Below are 14,755 nucleotides of genomic sequence, written 5' to 3'. Positions count from 1 at the left end.
GGGCGCGAGAATGTGCGCTCAGGCGTTCTACACCCTCCGAACCCGAACCGGCAGAAACATCGTCGCTGTGAAGCACAGCAAATGCAGCCCGGCCAGCAGCACGAACATCGGCAAAAATCGGCTGGGCTGTACATCCGAAGCACCGTGCTGTGTCAGCGCGATCGCCATCGAGAGCAGCGTCGTGGCGAACGGACCACCCACTCTTTGCGCGATGTTCAACGCCGTATTCGCGACCGCGAGCCGTTCTTTCGCGATCGACGAATACGCGGCCGAGATCGACGGCACGCTGATCGTCCCCTGACCGACACCCGCAAGGAACAGACTGACAGCGGCCCATCCGGCGGAGAACGAAGCAATGCTCATCCATAGAAACACGAGCGTGCTCAGAAACGCCAGCAATGCGCCGCCCGCCGCGAGCGCGCGGCAACCGAGCCGCTCGGTCAACCAGCCGATCGGCGGGAACGAGCACATCATGCCGATGCCGGTAGCCGCGAGCAGACCGCCCGCGTGCGCAGCCGACAAACCGCAGCCCGCGATCAGAAAAAGCGGCACTGCAAGCTGTCGCCCATACATGATCCCGTTCGCGGAGAACTGCGCGAGGGCCGCGACCGAGAACGTACGTGTTGCAAACATGCGCACGTCGATCAGCACGGCATTGCCTTTGCGCAACGCGTACAGCACGAACCCGGCGAGAAACACGACGCCCGCAAGCAGCCACGCGAGGCCCGCCGCGCGCGACGTGTTCTGAAGTCCATAGACCAGTGCGACGAGCCCGGGGGAGATCAACGCAAAGCCGGTGAAATCGAACGGCCGCTTCTGCGACGCAGGGGCATCGCGCGGCAGCAGCAACACCGCCATCGCGATGCCGACAGCGCCCACCGGAACATTGATGAAGAACAGCCATGGCCAACTTGCGTGCGCGAGGACGAGCCCGGCCAACACCGGGCCGAGAATCGGCCCGAGCAGAATGGGTAGCGCGGTGAAGCCCATCACGCGCTCGAGGTTCCTGCCGGCCACTCGTCCGATCATCATCTGCGCCATCGGCACGAGCACACCGGCAACGAGGCCCTGGAAGATGCGCGCGCCGATCAGCTCGCCGATCGTCTGCGCCGCCCCGCACAGCATCGACGCTATCGTGAACGTCGAAAAGCAGAACAGGTACAGCCGCTTCGCGCCGATACGGTCGACCAGCCAGCCGTTGAGCGGCAACATCAACGCCATCGCGAGCAGGTAGCCGCTGACGATCCACTGCGCGGTGGCGATCGACGTATCGAGCGTATGGCCGATCGTCGACAGCGACACGTTGACCAGCGTCGAGTCCATCTGCGACATGAACGAACCGATCGACACGACCGCGGCGACCTTCCACACGGTCGGATCGATCCGCTCGGAAGCGGACGCGGAGCCGTGCTCGCGCATGCCGCTCATCGGTCCGCGGGCGTACAGATAATGGTGTGGCGCTGGATCAAGCTCATGTACCGGCTCACGCTGCGTTGCCGCGCGCGGTCGCCGCGGCCGCAAGCTGTGACTGCTCGAGATGGCGCAGCAGCTTCGTCACCATCGCGACGACGACGAACGCGAGGACCACGAAGAACAGCGCGAGCGGCGTGAGCACCTGCACGGACACGAAGCCGGCCAGCCCCATCATCGCCGACGACACCAGCAGCAGCGCGCAGCCGAGAATCGCGCTCGTCAGACCCGCGATGTGCGGGAACAGCGAGTTGCCCTTCGCCATCAGCGTCGGATACATCGCGCCGGCGCAGAAGCCCATCACGAGCACGGGCGTCGCGAGCGTCCACACGCGCAGACCGACCGTCAGCGCGAGCAGCAGCATCACAACCGAAGCGGCGGCCATCAGCCGCGCGCCGATGCGCAGCCGCTGCTCGGCGCTCGGCAGACGCGGACCGTGCAGCCGATTCGACAGGCCGCCGAGAAAGTACATCATGCCGATGCCGAGCGCGAGATAGCCGAAGAAAGTCGGCGGCTTGTGCAGCGTGGTCTGCACCATGAACGGCCCGACGATGTTGAACACGAGCAGAATGCTGTAGCACAGACCCTGCGCGAGAAAGCAGCTTTGGAACACCGGGCTCGCGAGTACCTTGCGCGCGTTCGCGGTCAGCGTGCGCGGTTCGAGGTGCACGGGCTTGGGCAAGGTCTCGCGATAGCGCCACAACAGCGCCCACATCACCAGCGAATAGATCAGCAGGAACACGAGGCACGCGCGCCAGCCGAACGCCGTCTGCAGATGCGCGCCGATCACAGGCGCGACGATCGGCGCCAGCCCCCACGCGATCGACATGTACGTGAACGCATGCAGCAACGCCTGACCCGCGAACGAATCGGTGATGATCGCCTTCGCGAGCAGGTTCGTGCTCGCGATGCCGAAGCCCTGCAACGCACGGGCGAGGATGAACGTCTCGAGATTCGGCGCCGTGAGCGACAGCAGACAGCCGACCGTGTAGATGGTCAGGCCGAACGCGAGCACGCGCTTGCGGCCATAGGCGTCGGCGATCGGACCGAAGACCAGCTGGCCGAACGCGTAGGCGGCCATGTAGCCGGTGACGCTGGTCTGGATCGCTTGCGGCGAGGTGCCGAAGTAGTGCGCCATCGCGGGCAGCGCGGGCACGTAGATGTCGATGGCGAGCTGTCCGGCGGATGCGAACAGGCAGATCAGGAATAACAGGAAGCGCGGCGAGTTCGGAGCGGAGTCGGCGGAGGCGGGGTGGTCGGCGGTAGCGTGGCTCATGGGTGCATCTAAAGGGAACACTGGCGGCGCGGGCATGGGCGCGTTCGAATGTCGAACGGAAAAGACGTGGACGCCCCGGCATTATCGCTGCGTATTGTGCCCGTGGTATGGCAGGAAGTGGGATATTCCCTGGCGAGGGTGTGGGATGGCGCGGCCGACCGGCGCGCTATCCCGCCGCAATTACGCTCATTTCGCGCAGTCTTCGATCGACCTCAGCAACGCGCCCTGATCTGCGGGGTCCTGGAAGAATGCGACGAAGCTCGCATGTTCGACGTTTGCGATGCGGCCCGAGCAGTCCTTGCCCTTGAGCGGGGGGCGAGATGCAGTCCAGATCATCGCCATCACGGCGAAAGCCAGTACGACGCCTGTAAAGACGAACCCGAGCAGCAACGACCTGGCGTCGTCCGACATTGCGTCTAGCCGATGCGAAGCGTCTTGCGGCTCGCAATTTCTAGTTGAAGAGGAGTTCATGCCGATGGCCCCGATAGTCAGCGTTGAAAAAACCAGCGCCGCCATCTTCCATCTGCACGTAAGATTGGAAAAGTTGAGTTTCCTGACCGCGTGATTCAGCTTTTCTGACCGATGCCATTCCGACTCCGATGAGAGAGATCAGTCTCGACCGCCTGCGCACCCTCATGGTCGTCGCCGACCTCGGCTCTTTCGCCGAGGCCGCTCGCGTTCTGCATCTCGCGCCGCCCACGGTCAGTCTGCATATCGCGGATCTCGAAGGCCGCGTCGGCGCGCCGCTGCTGTCGCGCAGACGCGGCCAGGTGCGGGCCTCGGCGATCGGCGAGACGTTGGTGGCCTATGCGCGTCAATTGCTGGCCAATGCGGAGCAGGCGCTGGAAGACGTACGGCGACAGGTGGAAGGGCTCGGCGGACGGGTTCGGCTCGGCGCTTCCACCGCGGCCATCGCGAATCTGCTGCCGCAGGCGTTGGAACGACTGGCCGACGAACACCCCGGCATCGACGTGCAAATCGCCGTGCTGACTTCGCAGGAAACGTTGACGCGACTCGCGGAAGAGTCGCTCGACGTGGGCATCGTGGCGCTGCCGCAAGCGCCGATACGCGGGTTATCGATCGAAAGATGGCGCCGCGATCCCGTGGTCGCACTCATACCGGCCGGGTGGACGTGTCCGGCTCGCGTCACGCCGCAATGGATCGCCGCGAAGCCGCTGATTCTGAACGACGCCACCACGCGGCTTTCGCGTTTGACGACGGAATGGTTCAGCGCGGCGGGACAGCATCCCACGCCGCGCATCCAGCTCAACTACTCGGATGCGATCAGGAGCCTCGTGGCAGCGGGATACGGCGCAGCGCTGCTGCCGCAGGAAGCGGGCCGCTCAACGGCCGACGCGCGCATCGTCACACGTCCGCTGCGCCCGGCGTTATGGCGGCAGCTGGGTTTGGCCTATCGCGCGGGTACGGTGGACCGTCCTACTCAGTATGTGCTCGACGTATTGCGGAGTTTGCAGTTGAGCTAGTGAGCAAGCCTACGTTGCCGCAGCGTTGCGTCTGTCCTGCTCCTCGCTATACAGCACGTACTCCTCCGCCAACGCCTTTGCAACGGATGCCCTACGCGCGATGCGTTCGAAGTACTGCTGCACGGATGGCCACTGCGAAAGCTCGACGCCGCTGTAGCGCGCCCAGTTCAACACAGTGACCAGATAAGCATCCGCGACGGAAAACCGCTCCAGCAAAAACTCGCGTCCGTGCAAATGCTGCTCCAGCAGATCCAGTCGCAACGCCACCCTCTTGTGGGTATAGCTAAGAACGTCGGCGGGCGCGTGCGGATCGAGCAGCGGCACGAACACCCCCTTATGCAGTTCCGTGCTGATGAACCCAAGCCACTCCTGCAGTTTCGCGCGTTCCGCCGTGCCGGGCGGCGGCGCGAGCGCGGCTGCCGGAAAGGCGTCGGAGACGTAAGGCAGGATCGCGGTGTTTTCCCGCAGCAGCCAACCGTCGTTGGTGCGAAGCACGGGGACCTGACCTAGCGGATTGATCGGATAGAAATCGGAGCCGTCGCGCAGCCGCTTCGATTTCGTGTCGACTTCGATGAAGCGCGCATCGGCGCCCGCCTCGTAGAGCGAAATGCGCGTGGCGAGCGAACACGCGAGCGGCGAAAAATAAAGCTCCATGCTGATGTCTCCAGTCGTCGGTGAAGGTTTTTTTGTACTATAGTGAACAAAAATCGATGACGCCAGAGAATTTTATGCATACCGGTACAAAATCTGAAAAACGCTCGCGCGGACGGCCGCGCAACTATGATTCGCAACAGGCCCTGAACGATGCGCGCGACGCGTTCTGGCATGGCGGCTACTCGGGCACGTCGCTCGACGCGTTGAGTGAGGCGACCGGCATGAACCGGCCGAGTCTGTACGGCGCTTTCGGCGACAAGCACGCGCTGTATCTCGATACGCTCGATCGCTACATCGCGTTTGGCCGCGATGCGATGCAAGCCGCGCTGCACGGTGACCGGCCGCTCGCCGAGGCGTTGCTGGCCGTGTACGAAGGCTCGCTCGCGCTCTACTTTCCACAGGGCGAGGTGGCGCGCGGGTGCTTTCTGATCGGCACGGCGGCGGTGGAGTCGAGAGCGGATGCGCAAGTACGTGACAAGCTCGCGCACGGTCTCGCCACGTTCGATGCCGAGTTCGAGCGACGGTTCGAACGCGCGCAAGCCCAAGGCGAACTCGATGCGGCCGCGAGTCCCGCGCTGCTCGCCAAAGTCGCATCGGCGATTCTGCATACTCTCGCGCTGCGCTCGCGCGCGGGCGACTCGCGCGAGTCGCTGCGCGCGACCGCGCAGGCTGGCGTCGCGCTGATCTGCGGGGCGCCGGGCAAAAAGTCAGGCAAGCCATCAAGCAAAACGCCGGACAAGACTCGGCACAAGTTCAAAAGCTGAAGCGCCGCGACCGCGCACCGCCTGGCGGTTGATGAACCGCTGGCGCTGCGCCGGATAGCGCTCGCCCGCCACCTTGATCTGCTCGAGCGCTGCTTCGATGCCTCGTCGTGCCCGGAATCGGCACGATCCACGGCTTTTGCGCGAGCAGCCACCACTTCGGATAGGCCGAAGTGCCCGACCATTGCCCACGGCGATCAGTCTTTGACCCCACCGGCGACGTCCTCGCTTGACACGAGCCACGCGACCCGTGGCACGTCCCGAAACAAACTGAAACATGCACGTTAAGCGCTTTGCGGAATAAGACGGCAAACTTGGGCGTTTGCCTGATACCGGTAGCGTCGATTTTCAAACAGCTTTCGCAGCATCCATCGCCTTCGTGAACGGAACCCTATGAACACCCATGCGAATTCCCTGACCGATTCGACCGATGCAACTCACGCGCCGCGTTACACGCGCACCGCGATGACATTGCACTGGTTGATCGCGTTGCTGATGATCGTCAACGTCGTGCTCGCTTTGTCCGCGGATTCCCTGCCCGACGACTGGGTGCGTCCGGTGATCGACACGCACAAATCGATCGGCATCACGGTGCTCGGACTCGCGGTGCTGCGCATTCTTTGGCGCGTGTCGCACAAGCCGCCGCCGTTGCCGCGCGAGTTTCCGTCGTGGGAAAAGATTGCCGCGCATCTCGCGCACTTCGCGCTGTATTTGCTGATGATTGCGTTGCCGCTGTCCGGATGGCTGCACGATTCCGCGTGGAAAGACGCGGCCACGCATCCGATGCAGTGGTTCGGCCTGTTCCAGTGGCCGCGCATCGGCTATGTGATGCACCTCGACCCGACACTGAAAGAGACGTTGCACGATCGCTTCGGCGCGCTGCACACGTGGCTCGGCTATACGCTTTATGCGTTGCTGGCGATGCATATCGGCGGCGCGCTCAAGCACGAATGGCTCGATCGCAAATCGGTGTTGAAACGCATGAAGCCGTGACGCTACCAGCCCCAATCTGAAATATTCGCTTTGAAGAAGACCCTCGAACAGGCACTCGCGGTCGCGTCACCACGCATCCTGCCGCGTCGCGCCACGCTATGGAGCACGCTGATCCATTCCAGCGTCGTCGTGCTGTGGGCGCTGCTGTTCGCGCGCGCGTTCTTTCTGCGCGGTGCGCTCGCGTGGTCGACCGGGATTGCATATGTCGTCTACGACACGTTGCTGCTCGCGTTCGTCACGTGGAAATCGTTGCCGCTCACGCGCCGCGCGGCGCCGCTCGAAGCCGACTACGAACGGCGCGAATTGCCGGGCATGGGTGTCATCGTCGCGTCGCATAACGAGGCGGCCGTGTTGCCGGTCACACTCGCCGCGCTGCTGCGGCAAACGCACGGCCCGGCGCAGATCGTGATCGCCGATGACGGCTCCACCGACGCCACCGCCGATCTGCTCACGCAACGCTTCGGCCTCACGCCCGCAGCCGAAGGCGTGCTGAGCGCGCCGAGCTCGCTGTACCCGAACCTGTTCTGGCTGCGCGTGCCGCACGGGGGCAAGGCACGCGCGCTGAACGCCGCGATCACCGTGATGACGACCGACACCGTGATGACCGTCGACGCCGACACGCTGCTCGACGACGATGCCACCTACGCGATGCGCGCCGCGTTCGCGAGCGAACCGTCGCTCGTCGCGGCGGCGGGCATTCTCGTGCCAGTCTGCGGCAAGTCGTTGTCGGGCCGCGTGTTCCAGTGGTTCCAGACCTACGAGTACATGCGCAACTTCATCGCGCGTTTCGCGTGGATGCGCGCGGACAGCCTGCTGCTGATCTCGGGCGCATTCGCGTCGTTCCGGCGCGATGCGCTGATCGCGGTCGGCGGCTTCGATCCGCAATGTCTGGTCGAGGACTACGAGCTGATTCACCGGCTGCGCCGCTATTCGGTCGATCACGAGCTCGGCTGGGACGTGCGCGTGGTCGGCGAAGCGCACGCGCGCACCGATGCGCCCGACACCCTCGCAAGCTTTCTGCGCCAGCGCCGTCGCTGGTTCGCGGGCTTCCTGCAGACGCAGTACTGGAACCGCGACATGACCGGCAATCCGCGCTACGGCACGCTCGGCATGCTGATGCTGCCGATCAAGGCGGTCGACACGATGCAGCCGATCTACGGTCTCACGGCATTCGCATTGCTACTCGGTTTTCTATTCGGAGGACATGGCGCGATCGTCGTATCGATCTTCAGCGTGATCGGTCTGAAAACGGCGATCGATCTGGCGTTTTACCTATGGAGCATTCATCTGTACCGGCGCTGGACCGGCGAGCGCAGCGGCAACAGCCTCGGCATGGCGATGCTCGCGGCCGTCGCCGAGCCGTTCACGTTCCAGCTCGCGCGTCATCTGGGCGCCGCGCTCGGCTGGCTGCACTTTTTGCGCGGCGGCCGCGCATGGGGCGTGCAACGGCGCTCCGGGCTCGTCGCCGGCGACGAGGAGTGAGCAGTGGATGGACAGCGCATAACCTAAGTCAATGTTTCGGAAGGGCGGGTGTGGTAAAGGTAGATCCTTCACGCTGATGCGCAATGTGTGCTGCGACGCATCGAGCATGCCCGCGACAGTGCCATGCGGCGGCTGCATCAAGTAGACTGATGAAGATGCCGCACTGCCATGCAGCGCGGCAACCTTCTATCCGCTCGTGCACGGAGGCTTGACCTATGCATGCAGTTCCCCCGCTAGAACAGGAACAGGAAATCGCCGGCGCCGCGCTTGCCGCCGCGCCTGCTCAAGCCACTCACGACGCGCCGGTGCGTGATCTGCGCCGCGTGGCCATTCATCCCGATTACTGGTACCCGCTCGCGTGGTCGCATGAAGTGAAGCGCGGCAAGACGCTCGGCGTGACCTTCGCCGGCGATCCGATCGTGCTCGCGCGCACCGAGAGCGGCAAGGTCTTCGCGCTGGAAGATCGCTGCGCGCATCGGCAGGTGCCGCTGCATCAGGGCGTGGTCGACGGTGAATCGATTCGCTGCGGCTATCACGGCTGGACCTACGACTGCTCGGGCACCTGTATCGACGTGCCGTACCTGGGCCGCGAGCGTCTGCCGAACGGCGTGCGCTCGTATCCGTGTCAGGAAGTGGAGGGACTGGTCTTCGTGTTTCCCGGCGATGCCGCGCTCGCCGAGGAACGGCCGCTGCCGGACTTTCGCTCGGTATCCGACCCGAAGTACAAGACGCGCCGCTTCGGCCGTCCGGTCAAATGTCACTATTCGTTCATGCACGAGAACCTGATGGACATGAATCATCAGTTCCTGCATCGACGCCAGATGGGACAAATGCGCGCGCGTTCGCTCGGGCGGCGGCGCGGCGAAGGCTGGGTCGAGATCGACTATACGTTCGCGCGGATGGCGGGCCAGCAGCCGCTAGGCGAGGCGATGGTGTTCGGCGAGAGGCGCAAGACCGGTGGCTTCAATCATAAAGACGTGATGACGATCCGCACCGAATACCCGTACCAGACCCTGCAAATCCGCAACAACGAGAAGACGCTGGTGATGGACCTGTGGATCGTCTACGTGCCGCTCGATCGCGAGCAGCGCACCAATCGTACGTTCGGGCTGCTGTCGATCCGCAAGCCCGGCATTCCGGGCGTGATGAATCTCGCATGGCCGCTGCTGGTGTGGTTCACCGAGCGCATTTTCAAGGAGGATCGCGAGATCGTCGAGGCGGAGCAGCGCGCCCACGATTCGCAGGGAGCCGACTGGAATCACGAGGTGTTCCCGGTCATCAACGATTTGCGCGCGCTGCTGCGCGAGTGCGGCGCGCCGGACCAGGTGGTCGGCGCGGGCACTGGCGACACGTCGGTAATCCGCTTCTGGGATTCCCGTCACGGCAATCCGCTCGCGAAGACCTGAGCGCAGCGCGGCGCGGCGCGGGTGGGTTCACCGGCGCCGCGCAAGCCGTCCCGCCACGGCTTTCTGCCTCGCTGGGAATTAATCCATCTCCCCCCGGTAGACAATCCGCGGCGCGCAAGCGGCGATAATGTCGCACGGTACTGTTATTGCTCGCGAGTTTGCGCCAATCGACATTCGTCGCGTCCGCACCCGTGTACCATTGCGCTTTTTCCGAATTTCAAGACTCGCTCGTGACCACGCAACAAACCCCCACCACTTCCCGTAAATCGCTCACTCTGCTGCAACTGCTTGGCCTGATCGGCGCCGCTGGTGTGATCGCCTCGTACGCGCTGAATCTGCTGGTACAGACGCACTGAAGCAGCGCCCGCGTCGCGCGGGCACCCTTACGCCGGCGCGCGTCGCCGGCTTTCTCGAGATTCCGATTGCCATGTACAAGAAGGGCGTAGCCGTAGAAATCCAGTTTTCCCCCGAACGGCTCAACGACGGCGCCGGCGATCCGTACTGGATCGATCTGACCCACGACGAAGCGCAACGCCTGCTCGACAGCCTGCAGGCGCGGCTCGCGGGAACCGGCAGCGGCACGGTCGCGCCGCTCGTCGTAAGCCTCGATGCGACGGCGCGCACGACCGCGGCGGATACCGCCTCGACCGCTACGGCCGATGCGCCGTCGGCCGCGAACGCCGCCGCGGCCGTCGAGTTCAAGCAATGGGTCTGCGTGATCTGCGGCTGGGTCTACGACGAAGCCGCCGGCGTGCCGGACGAGGGCATCGCGCCGGGCACGCGCTGGGCCGATGTGCCGGCCGACTGGCGCTGCCCGCTGTGCGATGTGGGCAAGGACGATTTTGCGCTGGTGGAGTTTTAACGGGCGGGCCGAGGCTCGCCTGATCAACCTGCGCTACGCCGTCCCTTCGGGATAGTCCGCGCCCTCGGTCGTCGCTCGCCAGCTATCGAAATCGCCGCGCATGAAGTCGAGCTTCTTGTACGCGAGATCGAGCGCGGCCTTGCCGAGCAGCAAACGCAGCGGCGGCGTGTCCGACAACGCCGCATCGATGATCGCCTGCGCGGCGCGCACCGGGTCGCCGGCCTGGTTGCCGCTGCGCGCTTCGGTCTGCTTGCGGCGTTCGCCGGCGGTCGACGCGTAATCGTCGATCAGCGTCGCCGACTGCTTGATCGACGGACCCGCCCAGTTGGTGCGGAACGGCCCCGGCTCGACGATCAGCACGCCGATGCCGAGCGGCTTCACTTCCAGCGCGAGCGACTCCGACAGCCCCTCGACCGCGTACTTGGTCGCATGATAAAAGCCGGTCGCCGCGAAACTCGTAATGCCGCCGATCGACGACACGTTGACGATCAAACCGCTGCGCTGCTCGCGCATGATCGGCAGCACGGCTTTCGTAATGTCGATAAGACCGAACACGTTGGTCTCGAACATCGCGCGCACTTCGCTGTCGTCGCCTTCCTCGATCGCGGCCAGATAACCGTAGCCCGCGTTGTTGACGAGCGCGTCGATGCGGCCGAAATGGCGCTTCGCCTGCGCGACCACGGTTTCGATCTGCGCGCGATTGGTCACGTCGAGCGGCAGCACCAGCGCGCGCTCGCCGTGCCCCTCGGCGATGTCCTTCACTTTCGATGCATCGCGCGCGGTGACGACCGCGCGCCAGCCGCGTCCGAGCACGAGCTTCGCGAGCTCGCGACCGAAGCCGGTGGAACAGCCTGTGATCAGCCAGACGGGATTGTCTCGATTCATCATGGGGAACACTCCTGTTGAGGGTCTATGACGTGAAGACTCGAAAACGGCGCGCCGATGCGGCGCGAAGGCGCGGCGCGTCGGTAATCGGTATGCGGGTGATGTCAGCTTGAAGCGTGCCCGGGACGCGCGGCGGACGGTTCGGGCGGTGGCCCCGCGCGAGCGCGCGTGCTGCTGCGCGGATTCGCCGGGTGATGAGGACGGGCGCCGCCGTGACTGCTATGACTGCGAGGACCGCGCGGGGCTGGTGTGGCGCTTCAATTGTAGTCGCAGCGCGGCGGCTTCGCTTTGCAGCGCGCCGACGAATGCGTCCGCGAGCGGATGCGCGGGCCGATGTTCGGGGCGGGTCACGCTGACGCGAAACGGCAGCGATAACGCGAGCGGCCGGATATGCAGATTGCGACCCGCGAAATCGAGCGCAGTCAGCGGATTGACGATCGCGATGCCGAGCCCTTGCCGCACGAAGCTGCACACGGATACGGCGGTCGGCGTTTCGAACAACAGGCGGCGCGCGATGCCAGCCCGCGCGAATGCTTCGTCGATCTGCAGCCGGTAGGGATCGTTCGCGGACAGGCTGATGAACGCCTGATCCGCGAAGTCTTTCAATGCGATCACACGTTTCGCGAGCAGCGGGTGAGCATCGGGCAGCACGCACACTTCATCGACGGCGATCAGCGGCGTGAGCCGTGTGCCGGGCGGCGGCGCGTCGTGTTCGGTGAGGCCGAGGTCGTAGCGCTGCGCGGTCAGCCATTCTTCGAGAAACGGCGACTCCTGCGTTGCAATCGATACGTTGACGCCCGGCTGCGCATCGTGAAAGCGTTTGACGGCGCCCGGCAGAATCGAATGCGAAAACACCGGCAGCGCGATCACGGACAACTGGCCCCCCTTGAATTCGCGCAGCGCGGCCGCTGTCGACGCGACGCGTTCGAGCCCGACATACACGCGCTGAATCTCGTCGAACAGCGTCAGCGCGGATTGCGTGGGACGCAGCCGGCCCTGCACGCGCTCGAACAACGCGAAGCCGATGCTCTGTTCCATGCGCGCCAGTTCGCGGCTCACGGTGGGCTGCGACGTGAACAGCATCTCGGCTGCCTTGGTGACGCTGCCGGCCGTCATCAGTGCGCGGAAGATTTCGATGTGACGGTGCGTGAGCGCCATGATGGGTCGAGGCTATATCAGAAATGAATGGATCGGCGATAAATTGGTATTTTACTGAATGATCGCCGCGGCTCATCATGTCGGCTAATGCTTTCACAATGCCTCGACATGCAACCGTTCATGACGCCATTCAACCCCCATCAACTCGCCGACCTCGCGCGCCAGCACGGCACGCCGCTATGGGTCTATGACGCCGACACGATCCGCCAGCGTATCGCACAGTTGCGCAGCTTCGACACGATCCGCTACGCGCAGAAGGCCTGTTCGAACGTGCACATCCTGAAGCTGATGCGCGACGAAGGCGTGATGGTCGACGCTGTCTCGTTGGGCGAACTCGCGCGCAGTTTTGCGGCGGGGTTCACGGCGCAACCTGCGTCGCACGACGCAGCCGAAGGCGTGGTATTCACCGCCGACGTGCTCGACCACGCGACGCGGGCCACCGTGCTCGACGAGCGAATCACCGTCAACGCCGGCTCGCTCGACATGCTCGACCGGCTCGGACGACATGCGAGCGAAGGCCATCGCGTGTGGCTGCGGATCAACCCCGGCTTCGGTCACGGCCACAGCAGCAAGACCAACACCGGCGGCGAGCACAGCAAGCACGGTATCTGGCGCGATGACCTGCCGCGCGCGCTCGAACTGGTGCGGCGCTATCGGCTGAAGCTCGTCGGCCTGCACATGCATATCGGCTCTGGGGTCGACTACGCGCATCTCGCGAAAGTTTGCGATGCGATGGTCGATGCAGTGTCGCAACTCGATCAGGATATCGAGGCGATTTCCGCGGGCGGTGGTTTGTCGGTGCCGTATCGCGATGGCGAGCCGAGCGTCGATACCGCGCATTATTTCCGGCTGTGGGACGACGCGCGGCGGCGCATCGAGGCGCAGGTCGGGCATCGTGTGCGGCTCGAAATCGAACCGGGGCGCTTTCTGGTCGCGCAGGCAGGCGTGCTGGTCGCCGAAGTGCATGCGCTTAACCGGCGGCCGTCGCGGCAATTCGCGCTGCTCGACGCGGGCTTCAACGACCTGGTGCGGCCGTCGTTCTACGGCAGTCATCACGAGATCAGCGTGCTTAGGCGCGACGGCACGCCGAGCGATGCGCCGATCGGCTCGTTCAGCGTGGCGGGGCCTTTGTGCGAGGCCGGCGACGTATTCACGCAGGTGGAAGGCGGTGTCGTGACGAGCCGATCGATGCCCGCGCCTCAAGTGGGCGACCTGCTGGTGTTTCATGATGCGGGCGCGTACGGCGCGTCGATGTCATCGAACTACAACAGCCGGCCGCTTGCTCCCGAGGTGCTGATCGAGCGCGGCAATGCGCGGCTGATCCGGCGCAGGCAGCGCATCGAAGAATTGATCGCGCTCGAAGCAACGGCGGGTTGACGTTCAACGCTCAACGCGCCCGCACCGTGCGCGTGTGCGACGCGATCATCGTCGCGAACTCCTGCGCGGCTGGCGTCAGCGGAATCGCCGCGCGTTGCAGCAAGCAGACGTTCTGCTGCAGTGCGCGCTCGCGCACCGGAATCGTCGTCAGCACGTCCGCGAACGGCCCACGCTTCGTGATGACCGACGATTCGAGCGACAGGCAATCGGTCGCGCCTACCAGATGCAGCGTCTCGTACAGGCCCTCGACGGTCGCGACGATCTTCGGTGGCGGCAACCCGTGGCTGTCGAACAGATGGCTCAAGCGGTTGACGTGCGGCTCCTCGGTCAGATTCGGCGAGCGCGTCGTCACCCACGTGCAATCGACTAGCTCAGCGAGCGACTTCGCGCGCGCCTTGGGATGACCGCGCCGGCACACGATCACCGGATCGGACGGATAGAGCGGCGTGACCGACAGATCGGCGGTATCGGTCTGCTTCGAGACGAGCGCGACCGCGAAATCCAAAGTGCCTTCGCGGATCCACGAAATCATCATGCGTGAAGTGCCGGTGCGCAGGTGCACGGCGACGCGCTCGAAGCGAGCACGAAATTCCATCAGCACCGGCGCGAACGCGTCGACGAGCGGCTCGGTCGTCATGCCGAACGCGACCTCGCCGACGTAGTCGCCGCGCAGTTGCCGCACGTCATCCTCGGCACGCTCGCATTCTCCGAGGATCGCGCCGGCCCGCTGCAGCAGCCGCTGGCCTAGCGCGGTCAGCGCAATGCCGCGATTCGTGCGCGTGAACAACGTCGCGCCGAGCATCGATTCGAGGTTCTGCAACTGCTGCGTGATGCCGCTTTGCGCGATGCCGAGCGCGCGCGACGCGGCGCGGATGCTGCCATGCTCGGCGACCGCCGTGAACGCGCGCAGCTGCGAAATCGTCAATGCCATGGCGTCAGAGTCTGGT

At 64.7% G+C, this 14,755-nt stretch carries 15 protein-coding genes and 1 pseudogene; 8 read left to right on the top strand and 8 right to left on the bottom strand.

What is annotated here, in order from left to right; translation table 11 throughout:
* Positions 1-27 precede the first annotated feature (27 nt).
* From GCT19_RS26205 to GCT19_RS26195, 3 genes are all read right to left on the bottom strand, one after another.
* On the bottom strand, positions 28-1,428 hold the full coding sequence (locus GCT19_RS26205) for a DHA2 family efflux MFS transporter permease subunit (RefSeq protein WP_152853562.1): 1,401 nt from the start codon (positions 1,426-1,428) through the stop codon (positions 28-30).
* Positions 1,429-1,483: 55 nt separating this feature from the next.
* A complete protein-coding gene (locus GCT19_RS26200; protein WP_152853561.1) occupies positions 1,484-2,746 on the bottom strand; it encodes a multidrug effflux MFS transporter in 1,263 nt (420 codons plus the stop codon).
* 186 nt (positions 2,747-2,932) lie between these two features.
* Positions 2,933-3,262, bottom strand: coding sequence for a hypothetical protein (locus tag GCT19_RS26195; protein WP_227749337.1), 330 nt, complete (start codon positions 3,260-3,262; stop codon positions 2,933-2,935).
* 83 nt (positions 3,263-3,345) lie between these two features.
* Between GCT19_RS26195 and GCT19_RS26190 the strand changes: the two genes are divergently transcribed.
* Positions 3,346-4,230, top strand: a complete 885-nt coding sequence (locus GCT19_RS26190) for a LysR family transcriptional regulator (RefSeq protein WP_152853560.1) — start codon at positions 3,346-3,348, stop codon at positions 4,228-4,230.
* Between the two features lie 9 nt (positions 4,231-4,239).
* On the opposite strand, the gene GCT19_RS26185 is transcribed toward GCT19_RS26190, so the two are convergent.
* Complete coding sequence (locus GCT19_RS26185) at positions 4,240-4,884, bottom strand: glutathione binding-like protein (protein WP_152853559.1); 645 nt, start codon at positions 4,882-4,884, stop codon at positions 4,240-4,242.
* 74 nt (positions 4,885-4,958) lie between these two features.
* On the opposite strand from GCT19_RS26185, the gene GCT19_RS26180 reads away from it, so the two are divergent.
* Positions 4,959-5,648 carry a TetR/AcrR family transcriptional regulator gene (locus GCT19_RS26180; RefSeq protein WP_152853558.1) on the top strand — a complete coding sequence of 230 codons (690 nt, stop codon included), beginning with the start codon at positions 4,959-4,961 and terminating at the stop codon, positions 5,646-5,648.
* 24 nt (positions 5,649-5,672) lie between these two features.
* On the opposite strand, the pseudogene GCT19_RS43560 reads toward GCT19_RS26180, so the two are convergent.
* Positions 5,673-5,799 (bottom strand): annotated as a pseudogene (locus GCT19_RS43560) (aldo/keto reductase); the annotation flags it as partial.
* A gap of 239 nt (positions 5,800-6,038) precedes the next feature.
* Here GCT19_RS43560 and GCT19_RS26170 point away from each other — a divergent pair.
* From GCT19_RS26170 to GCT19_RS26150, 5 genes are all read left to right on the top strand, one after another.
* Positions 6,039-6,638 carry a cytochrome b gene (locus GCT19_RS26170; protein ID WP_013092773.1) on the top strand — a complete coding sequence of 200 codons (600 nt, stop codon included), beginning with the start codon at positions 6,039-6,041 and terminating at the stop codon, positions 6,636-6,638.
* Positions 6,639-6,668: 30 nt separating this feature from the next.
* Positions 6,669-8,120: a glycosyltransferase family 2 protein gene (locus tag GCT19_RS26165; protein WP_018438336.1), complete on the top strand. Its 1,452-nt coding sequence runs from the start codon at positions 6,669-6,671 to the stop codon at positions 8,118-8,120.
* A 215-nt stretch (positions 8,121-8,335) separates the two neighbouring features.
* Positions 8,336-9,526 (top strand): aromatic ring-hydroxylating oxygenase subunit alpha, encoded by a 1,191-nt coding sequence (locus GCT19_RS26160; RefSeq protein WP_152853557.1) that lies wholly within the window; start codon positions 8,336-8,338, stop codon positions 9,524-9,526.
* A gap of 230 nt (positions 9,527-9,756) precedes the next feature.
* Positions 9,757-9,882, top strand: coding sequence for a hypothetical protein (locus GCT19_RS44435; RefSeq protein ID WP_260185321.1), 126 nt, complete (start codon positions 9,757-9,759; stop codon positions 9,880-9,882).
* A 71-nt stretch (positions 9,883-9,953) separates the two neighbouring features.
* On the top strand, positions 9,954-10,388 hold the full coding sequence (locus GCT19_RS26150; RefSeq protein ID WP_018438333.1) for a rubredoxin: 435 nt from the start codon (positions 9,954-9,956) through the stop codon (positions 10,386-10,388).
* A 33-nt stretch (positions 10,389-10,421) separates the two neighbouring features.
* Here GCT19_RS26150 and GCT19_RS26145 read toward each other — a convergent pair whose 3' ends face one another.
* Positions 10,422-11,276 carry an oxidoreductase gene (locus GCT19_RS26145; RefSeq protein WP_018438332.1) on the bottom strand — a complete coding sequence of 285 codons (855 nt, stop codon included), beginning with the start codon at positions 11,274-11,276 and terminating at the stop codon, positions 10,422-10,424.
* Between the two features lie 216 nt (positions 11,277-11,492).
* Positions 11,493-12,431 carry a LysR family transcriptional regulator gene (locus GCT19_RS26140; protein WP_152853556.1) on the bottom strand — a complete coding sequence of 313 codons (939 nt, stop codon included), beginning with the start codon at positions 12,429-12,431 and terminating at the stop codon, positions 11,493-11,495.
* A 120-nt stretch (positions 12,432-12,551) separates the two neighbouring features.
* On the opposite strand from GCT19_RS26140, the gene lysA reads away from it, so the two are divergent.
* Positions 12,552-13,808, top strand: coding sequence for a diaminopimelate decarboxylase (lysA, locus tag GCT19_RS26135; RefSeq protein WP_035492377.1), 1,257 nt, complete (start codon positions 12,552-12,554; stop codon positions 13,806-13,808).
* Positions 13,809-13,818: 10 nt separating this feature from the next.
* Here the strand turns inward: lysA and GCT19_RS26130 are convergent, their stop codons facing one another.
* The gene (locus tag GCT19_RS26130; protein ID WP_152853555.1) at positions 13,819-14,739 is read right to left on the bottom strand and encodes a LysR substrate-binding domain-containing protein; all 921 of its coding nucleotides are present in this window, start codon (positions 14,737-14,739) and stop codon (positions 13,819-13,821) included.
* Positions 14,740-14,755 lie beyond the last annotated feature (16 nt).

Source organism: Paraburkholderia atlantica (assembly GCF_009362785.1).
Lineage (GTDB): Bacteria > Pseudomonadota > Gammaproteobacteria > Burkholderiales > Burkholderiaceae > Paraburkholderia > Paraburkholderia atlantica.
This window is presented reverse-complemented; position numbering and strand designations above follow the sequence as displayed.

Coding starts and splice junctions, on each gene's coding strand:
- GCT19_RS26180 (WP_152853558.1), top strand. CDS start 4,959: ATGCATACCGGTACAAAATCTGAAAAACGCTCGCGCGGACGGCCGCGC.
- GCT19_RS26190 (WP_152853560.1), top strand. CDS start 3,346: ATGAGAGAGATCAGTCTCGACCGCCTGCGCACCCTCATGGTCGTCGCC.
- GCT19_RS26145 (WP_018438332.1), bottom strand. CDS start 11,276: ATGATGAATCGAGACAATCCCGTCTGGCTGATCACAGGCTGTTCCACC.
- GCT19_RS26150 (WP_018438333.1), top strand. CDS start 9,954: ATGTACAAGAAGGGCGTAGCCGTAGAAATCCAGTTTTCCCCCGAACGG.
- GCT19_RS26160 (WP_152853557.1), top strand. CDS start 8,336: ATGCATGCAGTTCCCCCGCTAGAACAGGAACAGGAAATCGCCGGCGCC.
- GCT19_RS26185 (WP_152853559.1), bottom strand. CDS start 4,884: ATGGAGCTTTATTTTTCGCCGCTCGCGTGTTCGCTCGCCACGCGCATT.
- GCT19_RS26130 (WP_152853555.1), bottom strand. CDS start 14,739: ATGGCATTGACGATTTCGCAGCTGCGCGCGTTCACGGCGGTCGCCGAG.
- GCT19_RS26195 (WP_227749337.1), bottom strand. CDS start 3,262: ATGGCGGCGCTGGTTTTTTCAACGCTGACTATCGGGGCCATCGGCATG.
- lysA (WP_035492377.1), top strand. CDS start 12,552: ATGACGCCATTCAACCCCCATCAACTCGCCGACCTCGCGCGCCAGCAC.
- GCT19_RS26140 (WP_152853556.1), bottom strand. CDS start 12,431: ATGGCGCTCACGCACCGTCACATCGAAATCTTCCGCGCACTGATGACG.
- GCT19_RS26170 (WP_013092773.1), top strand. CDS start 6,039: ATGAACACCCATGCGAATTCCCTGACCGATTCGACCGATGCAACTCAC.
- GCT19_RS26205 (WP_152853562.1), bottom strand. CDS start 1,428: ATGAGCGGCATGCGCGAGCACGGCTCCGCGTCCGCTTCCGAGCGGATC.
- GCT19_RS26200 (WP_152853561.1), bottom strand. CDS start 2,746: ATGAGCCACGCTACCGCCGACCACCCCGCCTCCGCCGACTCCGCTCCG.